Source organism: Bifidobacterium saimiriisciurei (assembly GCF_010667655.1).
Classification (GTDB): domain Bacteria; phylum Actinomycetota; class Actinomycetes; order Actinomycetales; family Bifidobacteriaceae; genus Galliscardovia; species Galliscardovia saimiriisciurei.
The window spans coordinates 1-21,545 of the sequence record NZ_WHZU01000004.1 but is presented as its reverse complement, the minus strand read 5'-3'; the positions used below and the strand labels follow the sequence as shown (position 1 = coordinate 21,545).

Annotated in this window: 12 protein-coding genes; 2 read left to right on the top strand and 10 right to left on the bottom strand. The window is 64.9% G+C overall.

What is annotated here, in order from left to right; all coding sequences use genetic code 11:
• Positions 1–13: 13 nt before the first annotated feature.
• A complete protein-coding gene (locus tag GFD18_RS11265; RefSeq protein ID WP_163199122.1) occupies positions 14–4,819 on the bottom strand; it encodes a DUF4982 domain-containing protein in 4,806 nt (1,601 codons plus the stop codon).
• Positions 4,820–5,227: 408 nt separating this feature from the next.
• Between GFD18_RS11265 and GFD18_RS03170 the strand changes: the two genes are divergently transcribed.
• Positions 5,228–6,790: an MFS transporter gene (locus GFD18_RS03170; RefSeq protein ID WP_100511493.1), complete on the top strand. Its 1,563-nt coding sequence runs from the start codon at positions 5,228–5,230 to the stop codon at positions 6,788–6,790.
• 662 nt (positions 6,791–7,452) lie between these two features.
• Here the strand turns inward: GFD18_RS03170 and GFD18_RS03165 are convergent.
• From GFD18_RS03165 to GFD18_RS03140, 6 genes are all read right to left on the bottom strand, one after another.
• A complete protein-coding gene (locus GFD18_RS03165) occupies positions 7,453–7,713 on the bottom strand; it encodes a hypothetical protein (RefSeq protein ID WP_100511495.1) in 261 nt (86 codons plus the stop codon).
• Between the two features lie 274 nt (positions 7,714–7,987).
• On the bottom strand, positions 7,988–8,809 hold the full coding sequence (locus GFD18_RS03160; protein WP_100511496.1) for an alpha/beta hydrolase: 822 nt from the start codon (positions 8,807–8,809) through the stop codon (positions 7,988–7,990).
• A gap of 66 nt (positions 8,810–8,875) precedes the next feature.
• Positions 8,876–9,610: an SGNH/GDSL hydrolase family protein gene (locus tag GFD18_RS03155; protein ID WP_100511497.1), complete on the bottom strand. Its 735-nt coding sequence runs from the start codon at positions 9,608–9,610 to the stop codon at positions 8,876–8,878.
• Between the two features lie 36 nt (positions 9,611–9,646).
• A complete protein-coding gene (locus GFD18_RS03150; protein WP_100511498.1) occupies positions 9,647–11,230 on the bottom strand; it encodes a GDSL-type esterase/lipase family protein in 1,584 nt (527 codons plus the stop codon).
• A 32-nt stretch (positions 11,231–11,262) separates the two neighbouring features.
• Positions 11,263–13,977, bottom strand: coding sequence for an exo-rhamnogalacturonan lyase family protein (locus GFD18_RS03145; RefSeq protein ID WP_163199120.1), 2,715 nt, complete (start codon positions 13,975–13,977; stop codon positions 11,263–11,265).
• 313 nt (positions 13,978–14,290) lie between these two features.
• A complete protein-coding gene (locus GFD18_RS03140) occupies positions 14,291–17,464 on the bottom strand; it encodes a glycosyl hydrolase 115 family protein (protein WP_163199118.1) in 3,174 nt (1,057 codons plus the stop codon).
• Positions 17,465–17,587: 123 nt separating this feature from the next.
• On the opposite strand from GFD18_RS03140, the gene GFD18_RS03135 reads away from it, so the two are divergent.
• Positions 17,588–18,649, top strand: coding sequence for a LacI family DNA-binding transcriptional regulator (locus tag GFD18_RS03135; protein WP_163199116.1), 1,062 nt, complete (start codon positions 17,588–17,590; stop codon positions 18,647–18,649).
• Positions 18,650–18,659: 10 nt separating this feature from the next.
• On the opposite strand, the gene GFD18_RS03130 is transcribed toward GFD18_RS03135, so the two are convergent.
• From GFD18_RS03130 to GFD18_RS03120, 3 genes are read right to left on the bottom strand one after another with little or no spacing between them, the layout of a single operon-like run.
• Complete coding sequence (locus GFD18_RS03130; protein ID WP_163199114.1) at positions 18,660–19,331, bottom strand: SGNH/GDSL hydrolase family protein; 672 nt, start codon at positions 19,329–19,331, stop codon at positions 18,660–18,662.
• Positions 19,318–20,052 (bottom strand): hypothetical protein, encoded by a 735-nt coding sequence (locus GFD18_RS03125; protein ID WP_163199112.1) that lies wholly within the window; start codon positions 20,050–20,052, stop codon positions 19,318–19,320. Before GFD18_RS03125 ends, GFD18_RS03130 begins: the two co-directional genes overlap by 14 nt.
• 34 nt (positions 20,053–20,086) lie before the next feature.
• Positions 20,087–21,430: a glycoside hydrolase family 28 protein gene (locus tag GFD18_RS03120; RefSeq protein WP_100511503.1), complete on the bottom strand. Its 1,344-nt coding sequence runs from the start codon at positions 21,428–21,430 to the stop codon at positions 20,087–20,089.
• Positions 21,431–21,545 lie beyond the last annotated feature (115 nt).

The following is a 21,545-nucleotide window of genomic DNA, read 5'->3' as shown; positions in this document are numbered from 1 at the left end:
ACGGCAGGCATGCCTACGCGAATCGAACCGTGTAGGTGCGCTTGGTGACGCCGTTTTCGGCCGTGAGCTCCACGAGGACCGCGTCACCGCCCGTAACGGGCGGCACGACGGTGACCGCGGCGTTGTCGCCGGCCGGCCTCGGCTCGATGTCCGGCACATGGCCGTCATCGTCGCCGCGCGCTACCGTATATGATTCGACGTCCGGAGAGAAGCCCGGCACGTCGACGCCGTCGACGGCGAGGCCGGCGAGCGCGCAGCTCTCGTTGACGACGGCGACCTGCGCGTCGCCGCGAATCTCGGTGATGGCCACGCATTCGCCCTCGTTCGCGGTGAATTCGATGCGGATGCGCGAGGTCTTCACCATGTCGAACGTGTAGGTGCGTTCGAGACCATGGTCGATCTTCTCCGACTTGGTCTTGTCGCCGAAGGAGCCGTAAATCCAGCCCGCGCTGCCCTGTTGCTCGACCGGCTTGTCGTGGGTCCTGAGGTTCGTCACCGGTTTCCACTCGCCGTCGTCTCCCGTGCCGCCGTCCCATGCCAGCACGCGCACGTCCTGCGGCAATGCCACGTCCTCGCCTTCCAGGCAGTAGTAGATGGTGAAGGAGTTCAGCATGAACGGGGTCTCGGTGCCGTAGCCGAACCGGTATTCGAGCCATGCCTCGCGGCTGGGGTCGCCGTAGGTGGACCAGCGGTTCTTGAGGTTGTATCCGGCGCGGGCGGTGTACGACACGGTGCCGTCCATGAGGTTGGAGACGTCCTCCATCATCTTGGGGTCGGGGTTGGTGTAGGAGGCCTCGACCGTGGGGTATACGTCGTTGCGGAACGAGAACAGGTCGCGGTTCTTCGTGTATTCGTCGGTCACGCGCACGGTGGCTTCGACCTTGGCGTCGATGCCGTCGACGTCGCCGGCCATGGTGAAGAATCCGGGCCGGCCGTAGTCCTCCGGCAGCGCGTCATGCCAGACGACGGGCCTTTCCTCGGCGAGGCCGTCGCTCCACCATACGCGCACGGTCGGCGTCGTTTCGGCCAGATCGGGGGCGATGCCCGTCACCGTGGCCGCGGAGGTCTTCTGCACGGCGATGACGTCGACCACGCCGACCGTCGCCTTGGCGACGACATCGGCGGCATCGAATCCGCCCGGTCCAGTGATCGTTCCGGTGATGTCGTGCTCGCCTACGGTCTGCCACAGGTCGCCGTCGGCGCTCCATGTGACGGGCATGGTGGCGTCGAGGCCATGGTCGAACCGTACGGCCACGAGGCTCGGCAGGTCGGGCCACTCCCCCACTTCGCAGCGTACGCGCACGGGTTCCGCGGCGACGGGCCGCTTCTCGTATGCGGCCTTGCCGACGGTGACCGGCAGCGGCGACGAGATGACGGTCGCGCCGGCGTATGCGGCGTGGACGGTCAGCTCGGTCTCGCCGGCGAGCGTGCCGGCGACGGCGATTGCGGCGGCGTTGCCGTCGGCATCGTTGCCGCCGACGACGGCAAGCACCGACGGGTCGTCGATGTCGATGTGCAGGTCGAGATCGGCGACGTCGATCGGACGGCCCAGTACGTCGCGGGCCTCGATGGCCAATGCCGCGGACCGGTCCTCGATGAGGCCGGCGCCGTCGGCGAGGTGCGCGGAGATGGAGTCGATGGGTGCCGGCTGCGTGACGACGGTGACGTCGATGGTCGCGCCGCGACTGTGATCCTCGGACGTGATTTCGATGAGGTATCTGCCGTTGGCCGGGTCGACGGGCGGGATGACGGCCGCTGCGGCGTTGTCGCGCGCGATCGGCTCGAATGCGGGGGTCCCGGCGTCGTATGGCAACGACAGTGTGTAATGACGCCTGTCGGGGGCGAAGCCGTCGATGGTCGCGCCGTTGACGTGCAGGTCGTCGAGCAGCACGGACGATGATGCGTCCTCGCCGGCGTCGAGCACACGGATGGCGGCCTCCGTGGCGAGTCCGCCGTCGACGGCGCCATCCGGATCGGCGACGGCGCCCCGAACGGTCACCAGGCCGACGCCGGACCAGTCGTGGTCGTCGGGCATCTGCCAGGTGACGTGTCCGGAACGCTTGCCGCCGTCGTCGTAGACGACCGTTGCGTTGTCGGGCAGGGACGGGACGGTGCCTGCGGCGACGGCGGCGGTATGGGGGACGACGGCGAACGGGCGGCGCACGCGCGGCCGTTCGCCGTCGTGGGACGCGGCGTCCTCGGCCGCGACGGTTTCGCGGGCCGCGGAGGCCGGCACGGATTCGACGGCGGAGGCGGCCTTGACGTCGATGACGGTCTCGCCGGCGTCGATGCCGTTGGCCTTCGCACGCACGATGATGGGCCTGCCGGAGCCGTCGGAGGCGACGATGGCGAGCGCCTTGCCCCGGTAGGCCTTGCGCACGGGCAGCTGGAACGCCTCGGTGCTGGCCTGGTAGCCGTTGTCGGTGCCGAGGATGACGCCGTTCTCGACGGTGAAGGTCAGCCGGTCGTCGGCGTCGGGGCAGATGGTGCCGTCGACGTCGACGATGTCTGCGGTGACGAAGCACATGTCGCGGTCGTTGGCGCTGGTCTCGCCCGAATGCAGCACGGCTCGGTCGGGGGTCAGGCGCACGGCGGCCGGCGACCCGGCGGTGTGCAGCACGTCCTGAGCGACCTCGTCGCCGTCGGCGTCGTAGGCCACGGCCTTGAGCTCGCCGGGTTCGAACACCACGTCCCAGTGCAGGTAGATGGAGTCGCGCGGGTCGCCCTTGGCGAACCGGTATTCGAACGGCTTGTCGGGGTGGGCGGTGTCGATGTGGAATCCGGTGGCGTGCGGCTCGAATTCGCGCACGCCGAGCGAACGGCCGTTGAGGAACAGTTCGACCTTGGCGGCGTTGGAGTACGCCCACACCTGCACGGGTTCGCCCTGGCGCCAGTTCCAGTGCGGCAGCAGGTGCACCATGGGCGCGTCGTCGGGGTCGGTCCACAGGCTTCGGTAGAGCCACCATTCGTCCTTGGGGAATCCGGCGGAGTCGACGATGCCGTAGTAGGCGGTCTTCGGCGCGAGCACGGTGCCGTCGGATTCGGTCTGCGACTGGTCGTTCCAGTAGAAGTTGCCGATGTAGGGCGCCGGCTCGCCGATGTAGTCGAAGCCGGTCCAGGTGAACTCGCCCATGTGGAAGTCGAGGTTCATGGAGCGCATGAAGTCCTTGCGGATGGGCGTGCCGCGGTTGGCGGTGATGTCGTAGGAGGTGATCTCGTACGTGTCGTCGTCCCACGGCTGACGGCCGGGTTCGAACGGGAACTCGGTGCCGCGCACGCCGTCGGGCACGTCGGTCGGATACACGTAGTATCCGCGCGAGCCGAGGCTGCATCCGCTTTCGGAGTTGATGATGAGGTCGTTCGGATGCTTGGCGTGGATGGCGACGAGGTGGTCCTCGGAGGCGTAGGAGTAGCCGCGCACGTCCATGCGCTTGTGGATCTCGTTGCCGATGCCGTCGATGCCCTTGCTCAGGTACGAGGAGTCGTTGATGCACACCGGGCGGGTCGGGTCGGCGGCGTGGGCGACGGCCACGAGCCTCTCGGCCAGGGGCAGTTCGCTCTCCTGCCAGGCGACCTCGTTGCCGAGGCTCCACATGAACACGCTGGGTTCGTTGCGGTCGCGGCCGATCATGGCCTCGAGGTCGGTGGCCGAGGCGGCGAGGAAGTAGTTGCTGTAGTCGTTGCGGTCCTTGGGCGCGGTCCACATGTCGGCGAGCTCCTCGAGCACGAGCAGGCCCATGCGGCTGGCCTCCTCCACCTGGATCTTCGAGCCGATGTTGTGGGAGGTGCGGATGGCGTTGACACCGGCCTCCTTGAGGATCTCGAGCTGGCGGACCACGGCGCGGCGGTATACGGCGGCGCCGAGGGAGCCGAGGTCGTGGTGCATGCACATGCCGGCGATCTTCATGCGCACTCCGTTCAGCGACAGTCCCGTCTCGCTCGACATGCCCACCCAGCGCAGGCCGAATCGCGTGTCGACACGGTCGACGACCTTGCCGCCGACTACGACGTCGGTGCGCAACGTGTACTGGTAGGGGTCGTCGGTGCTCCACAGGTGCGGTTTCGAGACCATGATGAGCTGGCTGACGGGCATGTGGCTTTCCACGTCGGCGGAGGTGCCCGGATTCAGCGTGAAGGAGCTTTCGCTGGAGGATGCCGGCGCGCCGTCGGCGTCGAGTACCGTGCTGTGCAGGGTCACGTCGACGGGCGAGGACGTCTCGTTGACCAGCCAGGTCTCCGCATGCACCTTGGCCACGTCGAGCTTCACGTCGTCCTCGAGCGTCGGCGTGGCGATGCGCACGCCCCAGTCGCGCACGTGCACGCGGTCGGTGACGACGAGTTCGACGCCACGGTAGAGGCCGGCGCCGGGGTACCAGCGGGAGCACGGCTCGGGCGTGTTGGTGTGTATGGCCAGCACGTTCGGCGCATCGAAGCGCAGGGCGTCGGTGACGTCCACGAAGAACGGGGCGTAGCCGTTGTGGTGTTCGGCGAGCTTCTCGCCGTTGACCCAGATCTCGGCCAGCTCCATCACGCCGTCGAACGAGAGCGACACGCGGCGGCCCCGCCAGGCCTCGGGAGCCTCGAACGTCTTGCGGTACCAGCCTTCGCCGGTGCGCAGGAATCCGACGGTCGAGCGGGCGAGTTTGGAGAACGCGCCCTCGACGCCGAAGTCGTGCGGCAGGCGCACGTCCCTCCATGACGTGTCGTCGAACGACTCCTGCTGCGCGCCCGACGACACGCCGCGATGGAATTTCCATCCGTCATTGAAGTCCGACACGCGCGGAATATCCGTGCCGCCGTGGTTGATGTCCGTTGCCATGACCAACGCTCCTTTGCTGTCGATTCGTGACCGACGTCTACGCGGCTTCGCGGGTTCTTCGGTCAGAAAACTATGGATTCTTGCAATCGGCGAACGTTGCCGACTGCCTGTTCTTGCCACGATTATTCGTGGTCGATGATTGAAGTGTATCACTGATTTTTACATCGATAAAATTCGTGTTATAGTACCAATCAACAAGCTAAACAACCTCTCGATTTCAGCTTGACGTTATATCGATAACGTTATGGATTCGTTATGAATAAGCGTCCATGAAGGTCATTTATTCATAGCCCCACGGCAACAGCCGCCAGTGTTCCGCCGGCAGAGTTGCAACCGGCGTCGATATAACTAAAGTCAGTTGGGTCCCCAGCGGTCCCTCTATCTCGATGAAGAGAAAGGACGACAATAATGTCGGGCAATAACACCATGAGCTACGACCTGCAGGGCAAGGTCCCCCTGCTCGCCAAATTCGGCTTCGCCATGATTCCGCTTTCCTGGGTCATGCAGACCATGGTCATCACATGGCAGATGTTCTACTTCACCACGTTCGTCAAGATGTCGGTGATGCTAGTCACCCTCATGCTCACCGTCGGCAAGGTCGTCGGCGCCATCGCGACCCCGTTCTGGGGCTACCTCTCCGACCGCCTCTACCGCACCGCCTTCGGCCGCAGGTTCGGCCGCCGCCGCGCCGTGCTGCTGCTCGCCACCCCGCTGAACTTCGTCTTCTACATGGGCCTGTGGGTCATGGGCCTGCCCACCTGGGCCTACTTCGCCGTGAACATCCTCTACTGGGCCTCCTGGGCCGGCATCACCACCGTGCAGTACGCGCTGCCGGCCGAGATGACCGAAAACACCACCCAGCGCGCCCAGATCGTCGGCATCAACCAGATCGCCGGCGCCATCGGCGGCACCGCCCTGTCCATGCTCAACATCTGGCTGTTCACCGTCTGGGGCAAGGACGATTGGGACTCCTACTTCAAGATCGCCCTGCTGTGGGGCATCGTCGGCACCGTGGTGCTGTTCATCGGCTTCCTGACCGTGCAGGAGCGCCCGTACGACGAGTCCACCGACGTGGCCGAGGCCGATTCCGACAGCAAGGCCGCGGGCTTCCTCAGCGTGTTCTGGAACTTCATCTCCGCCATGCGCGTCAAGTCCTACCGCGTCTACCTGGGCATGTACATCTGCGAGCAGACCTTCCGCGCCATCCGAGGCACCATCAACACCTACTTCGTGATGTTCGTGCTGCTGCTTGACCCGCAGACCGTCTCCCTCGGCACCGGCGTCGGCTTCATCTTCGGCATGGCGTTCGTGGCCATGTGGATCTGGCTGACCGCCAAGCTCGACGGCATGCGCACCTTCCGCCTCGGCGGCTACGCCTGCATCCTCGCCTTCGCCTGCATGCTGGGCCTCGGCATCTTCCACGCCAGCGTCTCCAGCGGCCTGCGCGCCACCCTGTTCGTCGTGTTCCTCATCCTCATGAACTTCGGCATCTCCGGCGTCGTGAACGCCACCCAGTTCGTGTTCACCCTGGTTCCGGACGTCGACGAGATCGTGACCTCCAAGCGCCGCGAAGGCCAGTACGCCGGCATCAACTCCACGCTTGACGTCATCTTCACCGCCGTCGAGACCCTGATCATCGGCATGGTGCTGAGCTGGACCGGCTTCGTCGAGGGCGCCACCACGCAGCCCGCCGCCACGGTCGACTGGATCATGATTCTCTACACCGTCGTCCCGGTCGTGCTCGTCATCCTCGGCAACATCGTCTCCCGCCTGCTCAAGATGACCAGCGCCAACCACAAGAAGGTCCTCGCCGAGGTCACCCGTCTGCGCAACGGCGGCGACATGAAGGACGTCGACGACGAGACCAAGGCCGTCATCGAGGAGCTCTCCGGCTTCAAGTACGAGCAGTGCTGGGGCCACAACAACGTGATCAACGCCGCCCACAAGGAAAAGGAGGGTGCCACTGCCTGATCTGTAACTCCTGTTTTCGGTTTTCTTTCTCGAATCCCCTGCCGTAGGAACCCTTCCCCTACGGCAGGGGATTTTTCGCGTCTGCCGGTCCGGCCGATGCCGACGAACGGCCGTCGGCATCGATGATCGGCTCCGCGGGAGGTCGGCGACCATGGCGAGGAACGCAACCATCTCTCCATAAGAACGTTCCCGCCATCATCCGTGGCACGGAACCCGATAACATCCGTTTTTTACGCCGCCCGTCGCAGTCGACTGGCACGCAGACCGATTCTGACCGATTTCGATATTCCCCGTCAGGATTTCACGGCACGGAGTACCGAATCCGCCCCGATGACGATTCCCTGCCAGGCGACACCATGCGAACCAGCTCCGCATCATTGCAATTGCAACGATTGGGCTGCCTACCATCATTCAGGATGCGGCAGCGAATTCGATTTTCGACGTTTTCGGCGCCGCCTGCCAGGATCTCATGGCACGGAATACGGAACCAATGGATTTTTGCATCGCCTGCCACATTGCATCGTCATGCAATCCAAAATCCTTCCATCCCGCCATTCCCTGCCGCAGCGCATGGCACAGAACGATGACACCACCCCATATTTCGCTCCATGCCGTCGCATACAACCTCCATACGGGCCATGACGCCTCTTCGCCCTCCAACGTCACTGGATGAGCGAGCTGTTGGAGACCTCCTGCTCGATGCGGTCGTACGCCTGAGAGAGCAGCATGTTGCCGGGGACCGTGGTGAGCAGGAACGCCAGAGCCGCGGCGATGGCGGCGGCCAGCAGACCGGAAAGCAGGCGTACGACGATCTTGAAGACGACGTAGGCCACGATGGCGCCGACGACTACGGTGACCAACGTCCGTGCCGTGTCCGGCAGCTGGCCGTACCACAGGATGATGTCGTTGATGGACGATTGCATATGCGCTCCTTGCGGGATTCCTCGATAGTTACCGACGCGATGATACGCACCGTTCCTGTGGAGCGCCTGAACGGCATGAAAAATCCTCCCCGCAACCCAACGCGGGGAGGATTCATATTGGCTTGGAATATCGAGAGGCAGGAAGGATTGGCAACGGTTGTCAGCACAGCGATACTTCCAAACCAAATCTTTAAGGATTCGACGGTCTGGCAGACGGGTCGGAGGCCTCGTCCGGCCCATAGCCGTCGAATCACATGCGGGGCATGGCTGCGACCTACTGCTGCTTGGGCAGGGCGCGCACCCATTCGGCGGCGAGATGCGGCCAGCATTCGGCGAGCGGCTGGTTGTAGGCGTCCTCGCCGACGGTGGTGGTCTCGTCGTTGGCCAGGGCCAGTCCGTGAGGACCGTACGGGAAGATGTGCATCTCGAAGTGCACGCCGGCGCGACGCAGCGCGGCGGCGAACAGCAGGCTGTTCTCGACGGGCACGAGCTGGTCCTCGAACGTGTGCCACAGGAACGTGGGCACGGTGTCGGCGCTCACGCGCTTCTCCAGCGACAGCCGCTCGACGAGCTCGGGGTCGTCGGTGCCGACGAGGTTGTCGAACGAGCCGCGGTGGGCGAACTCGCCGGACGTGATCACCGGATAGCCGAGGATCATGCCGTTGGGCTTGAATCGGTTGGCCGGCATGCCGGTCTTGTCGACGAGCCACGATTCGTTCCACATGGTGCCGAGGCTGGCGCACAGATGGCCGCCTGCGGAGAAGCCGCACAGGATGATGCGGTCGGGGTCGATGTTGAACTCCTCGGCGTGGAAGCGCAGATAGGCGACCGCGCTGACGAGCTCGAGCAGCGACTGCGGGAAACGCGCCGGCGCCACGCTGTAGTTGAGCACGCAGGCCTGGAAGCCTTCGGCCACCATGCGCAGGGCGATGGGCTCGGCCTCGCGCTCGGAGCAGAAGTGGTAGCCGCCGCCGGGCACCACAAGCACCACGGGACGCTTGCGCTTGGGGTCGATGGTCTCCCAGTTCTCGAGGAAGAACGTGCTGAGTGTGGCGGAGGAACCGGCCACGGATAGCGAGACTTTTTCATTGATCATGATTGACGCCTGATTTCATATGGTTGACGGACGAATCAATATATGGGCCGAAATGGGCCGATGCGGTCACTCGCCGCCCAGCGCCGTCCTGAGCGCCTTGGTGATGACGGGTGCGTAGTACTTGTCGATGGCCGCGAAGTTCGGGTGGGTGCCGGAGGGATGCACGTCCGGGTCGGGGTAGGTGGCGGTCTCGGGGGTGCCGGGCAGGCCGTCGGTGCCGAGCATGTCGAAGGAGTACTTCACGCGCATCTCCTCGTCGCGGGCGTCGAGGTCGGTTTCGCCGAACACGTCGGCCACGGTGACGCCCCACTTCCTGCAGGCGGCGAGCTGCACCTGGCGCAGGTAGTTCTGCACGGCCCAGTCGCGGCCGATCTTGGCGACGGCGAGGTAGACGATCGGAGTGTCCGGCCAGTGGCGGCGGAACGCGAGGATGGTGGCCTCGAAGCAGCCGGCGTAGGTGGTGAGGTCCAGCTCGGCCGGATCCTTCGCCTCGCCCACGGCGCCCAGATAGGCGGGGATGGTTTCGGGCCAGGCGTCGTTGGCGCCGCCGTTGAAGATGATGACGTCGGGCTTGGGCTGGTCGATGCCGACGAATTCGGCCTGCTGGAGGATCTGCCCCTCAAGGCCGTTTTTGATGGTGCTGAAGCGGATGGTGGCGCCGTTGCGTGCACGCTTGACGAGGGTCATGCCCTCGTTGTCGGCCACGACGTTCACGCAGGAACGCCTGGTGTAGTAGTGGCCGTCGATGATGCTGTCGCCGAACGCATACAGCACCTTGCCGTTGAGAATGGATTCGCTCATGGAAAAGCTCCTTTGCTTATGGCTTGCAGGCTCGGTTCAGTCTTCGATTATGGCGCAGATGTCGTCGGAGGCGGGAATCGTGACCTTGATTTGCCTTGATTCGGCGGCCACGGCGTCACGCCATGCGGTGACCTTGTATACCACGTGGCGGCTCTGGCCGGGCAGCGGAAGGTCGTGGAACCCGGGCTTGACGATCACCTCGCGCGAGTAGAGGCGGCCTTCGGCGTTGGACTTCTCCACCACATAGTAGTTCGCGTGCGGGGATGCGTCCCAGGTGAGGTCGACCTCGGCGCCGATGAGTCCGGTGACGCCTGCGGCGGTGAGGTTCGCGACCGGTTCGGGCGCGCCCTCCTCCTCGTCGTGGAAGGTGAATTCCGGATACAGTCTCGCAAGCTGGCCGGCGACGAGGCGCGCATAGGCCTTGGCCCCGGTGAAGCCGATGTGCACGATGTCCTGGATGCCGTCGAGGTGGCGCGGGTACTGCAGCGCGGAGGCGCGCAGGAAGACGGCGTCCACGTTCTCGGCCGGCAGGCTTGCGAGGTACTCCCCCGCCAGGCGTCGCAGATCGATGAGCGGCACGTCGTGTTCCGCGGCGTACCTGCGGGTGACCTCGGCGTACGGGTCGAGCGCCTCGCCCACTGCCACGCCGGCGCCCTGCGGATACTGCGGGATGGCGGTGACCAATACCGGACGCGCGCCGCGGTCGGCGACGCTGACCACGTAACGGTCGAGCCAGGAGGCGTATTCGTCGAGCGGGATGTAGCGCATCGGGCGGGTCTTCGACTCGTCGTTGATGCCGAACTGGATGAGCACCACGTCGTTCGGGGCGAGCGAGCCGAGCAGCTTGTGGAAGCGATGCTCGTTGAGGTAGCTGCGCAGGCCGCGGCCGCCGAGCGCCCGGTTGTGGATCGTGGGGCCGTCGCCGCGGAACACGCGGGCCTGCGGCACCGTGGAGGCGGCGTCGTGCTCGTACGTGCCGGCGTGGCCACGGTAGAGGAACCAGTAGAGGTATTCGCCCCAGCCGGCCTGCGGAGCCTCCTCGTCGAAGTAGGTCTGCACGGTGGAGTCGGCGGCGATGAAGATGTTCGGGCTGCTGGCGCGCCGTGCGGCGAGCTCCTCGTAGGAGAGCGAGGCAAGCGTGAGCGCACCCCGGCCGGTGGTCGCGTCGTCGTCGCCCTCGACGGGCACGAACGTCAGCTCGATGTCGCGCTTGGTGAGCTGCACGTCGAAGCCGATTTCGCGGCGCTGGCCGGGCAGCAGCGTGAACTGGGCGACGTCCTGGCCGTTGACGATGGCGCGGAAGGTGCGCCCGATCTCGTCGGAGCCGAGCACGTCGGCGACGAGATGGTAGCCCTTGGACGGCGCCGGCACGGTGACGGCGGTGCCGATGAAGTAGGAGGTGCGGGCGATGGTGTTGGGATCGCCGTTCAGCGCCTCGGATTCCTCGGAGAGACGACGCGTGGTGAATCGCAGTCCGTCGGGGCCGTAGGCGTCGGCGGGCACGTCGGCGACGGTCGCGACGCGGCGCTCGTAGGCGCCGTCGACCCAGCCGGCCGCCTCGTCCGGATAGTCGCGCACGAATGCATGCTCGTATGGTTCGGTGAAGGTGATGGTGGTCATTGAAGCTTCCTTACAATCCGTCGGGAGGGAAATCACGACTTGCGCTGGGTGTCGTAGCCGAGGCCTTCGGTGAGCTCGTCGGCTTCGGCGAGGGTCTTCGGGGCGTCGTCGCGGATGAAGTCGAGCGTGACGATGGCGTTGAGGCACCACTGGGCCACGAAGTTGGTCTTGACCCACGGGTTCTCCCACGGGATCTCCTCGAGTTCGGCGTGGTTGCCGACGTCGTGCAGGGTCACGGTGTCGAATCCGGTGTGGTCGGCGGAGTCCATGAGCGCGTGGATGAGGTACTTCCACACCTTGCGCGCGATGTCCTTGTCGCCGTAGTATTCGGCGGCGTATGCGCCGATGGCGGAGGCGAAGAACGGGAACGGGTAGGCGCGGTCGGCCAGCGCGCCGTTCGACTCCTTGACGACCTGCTCGTGGGGCAGGAAGTAGAAGCGTCCGAAGTCGGCGACCATCTTCGGCCAGTCGGGGTCGTCGACGAGGTCCTTCATCTCGATCCACACCTCGGGGGCGCCCTGGCAGATGGCGAGGTGCACGCCGCCGGTGGATTCGTTGTTGATGAACCGCAGGTGGCAGGTGGCGGGGTCGAATTCCATGTCGACGCCGGAGTTGAGCTGCAGGTCCATGGCCTTGATGTCGTCGATGCCGGTCTGGATCTTGTTCAGGAACTTCGGCGAGTTGGTGCGTTCGAGCTGGGTCATCCAGTCGGAGCACAGGCTCGACCAGTCGGGGCCGGAGCGGGCGTGCGCCGGGTAGACCATGGAGTCCTTGTCGTACCAGTCGCCGAGCGGGTCCTTCTCGAAGAACGTCTGCTCCACGTCGCCGAGCTCGTCGAAGAGGTCCTCGAAACGGCGGTCGCCGGTGAGGAAGTAGTAGACGCGGTGGTGGCCGGCCATGGAGATGCGGGCCTCCTTGCAGGGGCAGCCCCAGTGGCGCACGTTGTGGCGCGAGCCGAGTCCCTTGTAGCGGCCGAGGTGGTAGACGTCCACTTCCGAGACGTGGCGGCACAGCTTGCTCGCCATGTCGAAGATGTCCTCGCGGCCGGAGCGCAGGAACGCGTACCACATCCAGTAGGTGGGCACGAGCTCGGCGTTGTCCCAGGCGAAGCCGCCCATGTCGTAGCGCCACTGGTGGCGGGCGGAGTCGTAGGAGTGCATGATGTCGCCGTAGTCGAACATGCCGTACCAGTTGCGCAGGTCGATCTCCTTCTCGTAGAAGGCGATGGCGCGGTCGAGCTGGTCCTCGATCCAGTTCTCCATCTCGGTGCCGCGCTCGGGCAGCGACCAGCGGCCGAAGGCGCCCATGTCGTGGTAGAACCCGGGGTCGGCGAGGTACTGTTCGGGCTTGTCGACGGCGGTGGAGAACGCGAGCAGCGTTTCGTCGTCGGGGATGGGCGTGGGACCGGCGGCGACGGAGAACTCGTTGGTGCAGGCGATGCCGACGGGGTCGGCGCCCTTGTAGTCGTAGCCCTCGTAGTAGGCCCACTGGTAGCCGTCCTGCGCGTAGTGGCGGAAGTCCATGGCCTGCGCGTCGGGGCTCCACAGCCATACGGTGGCGGTGGCGGTGCCCGTCGTCAGTCCGGTGAAGGTGTAGCCGGTGGGGTACTTCTGCCAGAAGTCCTTGACGGCGAACATCACGGAGCCGGCCTCGGAGCCGAAGGAAGCGCCGCCGCGCGTGCGCCTGCCGTGCAGCGTGGTCAGGCGGCACACCTGCTCGTCGGCGGTCTTCTTGGTGATGGCGAAGTGGCTCGGGGAATCCTGCACCATGTGGTATTCGTCCCACCACGGCATGTCCTTGAGCACCGTCTCGACCTTCTCGTTGTCGGAATCGGAGTTGGCGGTCTGGTTGAGCACGCCGGAGGCGTCGATGGTCTCGCCGGTCTCGTCGCTGGGGTGGATGAGCCTGCCGGCCTGCTGGTCCTCGTACAGGTGGCTGGGGATGACGGGCTTCCAGGTGAGCAGCTGGGCGAGGCATTCGTGGATGGTGCCGTGGTCTCCTTCGAACCGCACGTGGCGGTTGTAGGGCTTGCCGGCCATCGGGGACTCGAACCGCACGCCGAGGCCCTTGAGGAAGTCGTGGTTCTCGTCGCCGTCGTAGATGAACGTGTGCTGGAAGTCGAGACGGTCGGCGTCGTGGCCGATGGTCATGCGGATGATGAACGGCAGTCGTTCGGTGCCGTCGGCGGCCACGTGGGTGCCGGTGAACCTGACGACGGTGACGAGCGGGCCGCGCTCCTCGAGTTCGACGTCGTCGATGCGGCCGGTGTACGAGGTGCGGCGCACGACGTCGCCCTCATGTTCGCCGGCGTTCGGGTCCTCGAGGTCGAGCACCTCGACGGCGTCGGAGACGATGCGGCGGCCGTCGAAGTCGAAGGATTCCACGAGACGGTTGGCGCCGCGGCGGATGACGACCCTGGACCTGCCGCCGGTCACGGTGATGGTCGTGCCGTCGTCCTCGACGGTCTGGGATTCGGCGGCGGCGACGGGGTTGGCGCCGTCGGTCATGGTCACGTCGATCTCGTCGCCGAGCCTGGCGGCGTCGGCGGTGTGGGCCATCCACTTGACCGTGCCGTCGGGCCAGTAGGCGGTGATGCGCGACTGCGCCGGCACCTCGGCGCCGTCGGCCGTCGTGATTTTGAAGGAATTGGCGCGGGCGGCGTCGGCGGAACATTCGCCGCGCTTCCACATGCTGCCGAAGGTGACGTATCCGCCACTGCCGTTCTTTCGCATCGCATGAAGTTTCATCTGCGTTCATCTCCTTACGACCGCCCCATCGTCCTACGCCGTTGTGGTGGGAACGGTTGTCGCTGTGCAACATCGTCGTTTGTCGGGCGGTCCGCCGCATTCGCGGCGGGCTGCCTCTTGCTGAACAATCTATCAGCGTTGCCATCGTTTTACAGGTCAAAAAATATCAAATCGTGATAGATAGATATCTTTTTTTGATTCTGTAATTTTATCGATAACATTAATGATAGCAAAGGGTTTACCCATGATGAATACGCATATCTCCCTATCGATATCACCACAAGGTCATATCGATGCATCCGGCGGCCGGCGCTCACGCCCGAGGACTCTCACCAGGACCGGTCAGAGACGCCCCCAAAGCACCCTCGCGTGTTTCGACCTCAATGCCGTCGACGATTATCGAAGGATCGACACGACGCACCACGATGGTGTTCCATCCGGCGCGGGCCCTGACACGAAATTCCAACGGCTCCACCCCGCGCAGCATGTTCACGACCCATGGATTGCCCATGTCCGCCACGGTGAAGCTGTTGCCTTTCTGGGCGATCCACGAACGATTGCCCCGCAGCAATTGCGCGCCGCCGCCGTTCACCTCCACGGCGAGGGCGCACGAACGCTCGGATCCGTCGTCCTCGACCCCCTCGCTCAGCGTGGGCAGACGCTTGACGATGCCGCGATAGTCGCCGGCCCGGTCGAAATACGCATCGAACAGCATCGCCGCCCCGCGACCGACAGCCGACCGTCCGGTCTGCGGATACGCCTTCATCACGCCGCCATGCGGCCCTTCATCGGCGACATACCGCCATTCGCTGCCGTCCGCCCCCACGACGACCTTTGAGCTATGCTCCGCCCGCATCACCACCCGGCCGTTGGCCTCCACGAAACCATGTCCACCGACGGCGGCATCAGGCCATGCGGCGTCGGCCTCCACATGGAACACGGCCGCCACGTCGCCGGGTTCCCCGGCCTCCCCGTCCTCGCCGAGCGCCGCGTTGCGAACGACGACGTCCGCATGCGCGCCGGCGGCGGCGACCGCATTCCAGTCGATGCCCACGATGATGCGCCGCTCGGTGTCGGTGACGCCCGAACGGGACGATAGAACCACCCATTGCGGCGCGTCGATGACCCACGCAGCCGGCCCGTCCGCACGGGAGAACACGTCGAGGAACAGATGCCGTCGGGGTTCGCGGACGCTGAACCGCAGGACGTCCGTCTCCCCTTCGGCGACGGCGCCCACACCCGTCCCCGGCTCGTCAAGATACGGATACTGGTCACGCTGGATGATGTCGGCGCCCCAGGTTTCGACGTCTATCGGATTGGTGCACATAATGCCCTGCCAGCCCATGTATCCCACCCACTTGCCGTGAGTGCACCCGCCGAAGTCCTGCACACGCGCCCTGATGCGATCGGCGGCGGCGATCGATGCACGCTCGTGAACACGGGCGCTGCCGAAGCGCCCCTGTTTCACCGCCCTCCGGCACTTCCACCAGTTGACATACTCGTCCAGCACGTCGAACATGGACAGCGCGTGGTAGCGGATCTGCTCATAGAAGGCGTCGGCGGCGTCCCCGTCAAGACGGGCCGCCACCCGATCAAGGCGCTCCACCACATCGCGGGCGCGATCGAGCATGCGCTGCGCCTCATCCCCCTCGTCGGTGACGCTCAGGTCGAAATCGTGATAGAACGTGGTGTAGAACTCGGCTCGCTTGACACCGATCAGCCGATGATAGTCGGACACGGCCTCGGCCACCGCGGCGGCGTCCGGACCGTCGAGCCGATAGTCGCGCCGGGCCTGTCCCACCAGATATTCACGGATCCGGTCGGCGCTCCACATATCGGGATCCCATGAGAGCCGGGAGAAATATTCCGTGACCAGATCACCCGGCTTGACATCGCCAACATTGAGGATCCACACAGCGCGCATGCCCGTGTCGTAGGCATGGCGCAACTGCTCGCCCATCAGAGCCGGCTGGATGCTGTTGAGCCACAGCCACGAACCGGGCGAACCAAGATACGAACTGTGGTAGTATACGCCGGAACCGCCGGAACGGGCCGCTTCGCGTCCGGTGGGATACTGCCGCAGATACCCGTAGTTGTCTTCGGCCCACATGAGCATGACATCGTCGAATTCGGACGTCATGACGTCGCGCAGGCCGGCATTGTAGACGTCGGCGATCTCCTTGTACACGATAAGCACCTGCGGCACGCTGCGGGAGGCGCCCTCGCCATACACCTCGTCGATGAGCGCACGCTGCGTACGAATCACGTCGGTCATGAACGCCACCTGACGCTCCTGAACGGTGGCGCCCTCATAGCATTCGTCGAGCCCGCTCGCATTGAATCCGCCGTCGTGAATGCCTCGGATGCCGAGTGTGAGTATGCTTTCGAAACCCTTGTTCGCCTCCAGTCGTTCACGCCAATACTGAATCACCGCGTCACGATTGGTCGTGAAATCGAACGCGCGGTCGGCCTCCAAGGAGACGCCGGTGAACCGGGCGCGCTGGGCACCCGTGTAATCGGCATGCTCGACGCCATTGCTCGTCATGGCGTATTCGCTCTTGTGCGCACGGTACCACGGCTCCCATTCGCCCGGATTGGATCGCAGCATGTTTTCGCAGTGCGAAGTACCGATGACGATGCCGTATCGGGATGCCTCCCTGGCGTTGATCGGCACGCCGGCATCGTCTTCGGCCATGTTGAACGCCGTGGATACGGGATGCATGGCCGGCCATAACGTGTTCAGCCCCAGTCGCAGCATCATCTCGAACAGGTGCCGGTAGTAGTTCACGTCGGGAGTGCCATGACCGACCGGGAACTTGCGGGCCGCCCAATTGGTGACGGACAGATCCTCATCGTTGATGAACAATCCGCGGAACCGCACCGCCGGCGCATGCACAACGAGGGCTTCGGTGAAATCGACGTCGATATGGGGGCGCACGACGACCGGAACATCGCTGTACCAGTAGAACGGGGAGACGCCAATGCGTTCCGACACCGCGTAGGTGCCGTAGATCGTCCCCCTGGCGTCCGAGCCGGCGACGACCAGCGCATGACCGATACCGGGCAGCGGATCGTCTATGGACTTGATCGCATAGGACTCGCGCTCGCCGGCGATGGTCCGCGCTTCGTCGAACCCGCCGTTGGCCACGATGGCACGCAGCAGTGCGCTTGACGCCATGGATCCGATGATGATCGCATTCGAACCGGCGACCAGGGCGGGGTCCGTCTCCAGCGCCGGGACCTTGTTCCCGTCCGCAGCGGCAAGTCGGGCATCACGGGCGACGGCGTCGTCGACCATGGCGTCACGCACGACGTGATAGCGAATCGCCCCCGTGACCATGGCGATGTCCTGGCGTAGGTCGCCGACCGCCCGTAGGACCTGCGCGTAGCTGCGCGGCGCAAACGGATCGGATGCGTTGGGCTCGTAGGCGGCGTCAGTCAGTATCGGGGCAGTACGTACGCCGTCGTAGATCATGGTGGAGGTCATGAGTACTCCTTACAGACCACTTTGTCATCGATTACATTCCCACGGTACCGACTATTCCGGCAGTGCACTCGCGGCGCATCCGTTTTTGCAATTTTGCAATGGGCATCGTCTATGATGGCCGGCATGGTCAAACCAACGATGGAGGACATCGCCAGAGCGGCGCACGTATCGGTGTCCACGGTGAGCCGCGCATTGGCCGACCACGGCGGCACCGCGGCCGGCACCAAGAGACTCGTACATCAGGTCGCCGTGCAATTGGGATACACCCCGGGCGACAAGGGACGCGCCAAGACCTGGCATTCCGGCATGGTCGGACTCATCACCACCGATCTTGAGGGCCGACCGTCGCTGCCGGTGCTCATCGGGGCCGAAGACGCGCTGGGCCCGATGAAGCATTCCATCCTGCTGGCCAATTCGCGCGGCGACGCCAGATTGGAGACCAGTCGCATAGAGCAGCTTATGTCCCGCAACATTGACGGACTGCTCGTCGTCAACAAGTCCGTGGATCCGCGTTCCCCCATCCCCCGTAGCCTGATCGGGGACACCCCGGTGGTATACGTCTATGGCCCGTCACGCGATCCCGACGATTGTTCCGTGACGGCGGATTCCCGGCAAGGGGCCGAGTTGGCGATCAGCCATCTGATCGACCGCGGTCGAAGACGCATCGCGGTGATCGGAGGACCCGAGCATGCACGCGCCACATCCGAACGCATGATCGGCGTGAAACACGCGTTCGCCATGCATGGGCTTCGCCCGGTGGCCCCGCCAAGATTCGGCAGCTGGGATGTCTCTTGGGGACGCAAGGCCACCGAACTGCTGCTGCAGGACGACATGCCGTTTGACGGACTGTACTGCCTCAACGATCGCATCGCCCGTGGGGCACTGGAGACATTGATGGGACACGGCCTGCATGTGCCCGACGACGTGGCGGTGATCGGACACGACAACTGGGAACGGCAGATCGTCGATGCCGCCGTGCCGCTCACCACCGTGGACAGCGACTGCGAACGCATCGGCCGGGTGGCGGCGATGGCGCTGCTCGACGCCATCCAAGGCAACCCCCATCACGGCATGATCACGGTTTCGGGCAACCTGATCCAGCGCGCCTCCACGTCATCAACCGCTCTCCCGAAGAAGCGACATCCCCGAAGGCGGTCCACACGATGGGCCGATGGGGAACGTTGACCGGGCGACCTCAGAACGCCACGAACCGCAGCAGCTCCGCGGCGACGCGCCGAGCCAACCGATCATACCCGGCGATGCTGTAATGCAGTCCATCCGGCAGATACGCCGGTTGATGCTCCGGCGTCAATGCCGACATCCCGGATTCGTTGAACATGTCGATGACGGGAACGCCATACCATGCGCACACCCGCTTCATGGCATCGGCATAGTCGGCCTGCTGCAGACCGGCGGCGTTATGGTCGAAAAACGCAGGAAAATGCCCATGATCCACCCCTCCGGTCTTCGCCGATGTCATGAACACGATGTCGGCATCCGGATACCGGTGGACGAGCCCGCGAATCAGCGTATCGACCGCGCCGAAAAAGCATCGCACATCGGTATCGCCCATACCGCCAAGCGGCAATCCATAGTTGAAGTCATTGACTCCGCCAAACACCAGGACGATGTCGGCGTCCGGGTCCATATCCCCATAGCGCTCGATGAAACTGTCGGTGCGGTCGGGGTGTTTGGCCACGCTGCATCCCTTGATGCCGTAGTTGCGCACCGTCCCGGCCCCAAGCAGCCGTTGCAGATGGGCCGGCCAGGAGATCGTCGGACCGCCGCCGCGCGTGCCGTCGTCACCCCATGTGGTGGAATCGCCGAGACAGTTGATGGAGACCCGTGAGAAATCACGCATCATCATGATTCCCTTCTTGGACCGATGACAGTCCGAAATCGAACAGCGTGTCGATGACGAGGAAGTCGTCACCGTTCGCCTCGGGGAAATGATTGAAATGCGAGGCGGGGTCGACGTCCAGCCACCGCCGAATCTCCTCGGACGGCCGGTCGACGCCGCTGATGTTCCGCCGGCCGCGGTCACGGGGCCGTTCGAAGTAGCTGAACAGCACATTGTCGTGGATGGAGATGAACTGGTAGCGGTCGCCGACGAGCAGACCCTCGCGCACGATGGCCTGATGATGGCATACGTAGTCCATGAGCTTGTCCGGGTAGAGCACGGCGATGCGTCCGCACCGGGCGTCCGGCCTCGGACGGCGCGTGTAATAGTCCGCGCTTTTCGGCTCGTCGAACCAGAACACCGGATGCATGGCCGCCCATTCGACCTCTTCGACGTCACGGCCGTTCATGGACGGGAACGGCCTGAGCAGACCATGCAGCCAGCCCCAGTCGTCGGGCGCGCGGCGGACGGCGTCCGAACCGGAACGGCAATCGCCTTCGTACATGTGCTCGGCGTACAGGAACAGCTGGTCGCCGTGCCGGTACATGCCGACCGTAAGCAGCGCTCCGTCGTCGACGAGGCGCTTCGCCTGCGCGGCGGCGTCCCGGACCGCGGCCTCCAGGGATTCGGTGCCGTCGGCCCCGGGCCTCAGCACCGCCCGATACGACGCCCGTTCAACATTCGCCATGATCATCACTCCTTCAGGTCCGTACTTCGCCTCATCACCGTTCGCGCAGGTTCACGCTCACGCGTTCGGACGATTCGGTCTCGACGAGCGGGAACGCGCGGAACTCGCCCTCGCGCCGCACCGTACCGGAAACGCGGATATCGCGCCCATGCCGCACGTACAGGGCGGGGATCTCGTGCTCGTAGACGCCGTGCACGCTTGGCTGCTCGTCGAAGAGGGCCGGCCTCTGCGTGCCCTGCACGCGCTGGGTGAGCGAAAGGTCCGCGATGTCGACGTTCTCGATGACCGCGTCTTCCTCGCCGGCGATGAACACGCCCGATTCGCAGGTCATCCAGATGTGGTCGAACGTCACGTCGCGGATCACGCCCGGCAGCGGCGACGACGGCCTGACGCGCGGCGTCGCGGAGATGAAGACGGGCTCGCCCTTGCCCCACCAGCGCGGCGCGAACTCACGCTGCGGGCAGTCGGCGAAGTGACGGGTGTTGCCGGAGACGTGATGCACGTGGATGTCCTCGATGGTCGCGCCGTCGCGCGCCCAGATGCCGACACCGCGCGAGCAGTCGCGGAACACGCAGTCGGAGAGCACCACATGCCGGATGGCGTTCGCCGTCTCGGTGCCGATCTTCAATGCGGAGTCATGCGAGTACAGCACGCAGTTGGAGATGACGATGTTCTCGCAGGCGCCGTATTTGGCGGCCATGGGCGGGGTGTTCTTCACGACGATGGCGTCGTCGCCGGCCTTGACGATGCAGTTGGTGATGACGACGTCCTGGCAGGTGTCGGGGTCGATGCCGTCGTTGTTGGCGCCGCGCTGGTCGTTGAGGATGCGCACGCCGTCGACGAGCACGTGACGGCAGCCGGCCATGTGCAGGGTCCAGAACGCGGCGTCGCGGAAGGTGACGTCGCGCACGGTGAGGTTCTCCACGTCCTCGAAGAACGTGGTGCGCGGGCGTTCCCACGCGGGGGTGCGTACGTTCTTGGGACATTCGTGCAGCCCATTGTCGGCGTTGTCGTCGTAGAACACCGTGTCGCCCTGGCCGTGGATGGTGCCGTGGCCTTCGATGGTGATGTTCTCGGCGTGGCGGGCGAAGAGGAAGCAGCCGCCGGTCCAGCCGGCGTTCTCGGTGTCGTCGTCGAATTCGGCGGCGAAGTCGATGCCGTCGGCGAGGTCCAGGCTGCCGATGAGCCATGCGCCGGTCCCGAGATGCAACGTCACGTTGCTTTTCAATACCAGTGCTCCGGTGAGGAACCGGCCGGTCGGCACGACGACGCGACCGCCGCCGGCCTCGTTGGCGGCGTCGATGGCCTGTTGGATGGCCTTGCGGTTGTTGGTCACGCCGTCGGCGACGGCGCCGTATGCGGTGATGAGGTAATCCATGGGTGGTTCTCCGTTGAATGAAAATGACATCGATAACATCGATGAATGACAACGAGTCTACACCACCGGGAACGATTCCGCCAAGACACGCCCCTCGGTCGGCCTCGCCGACGGC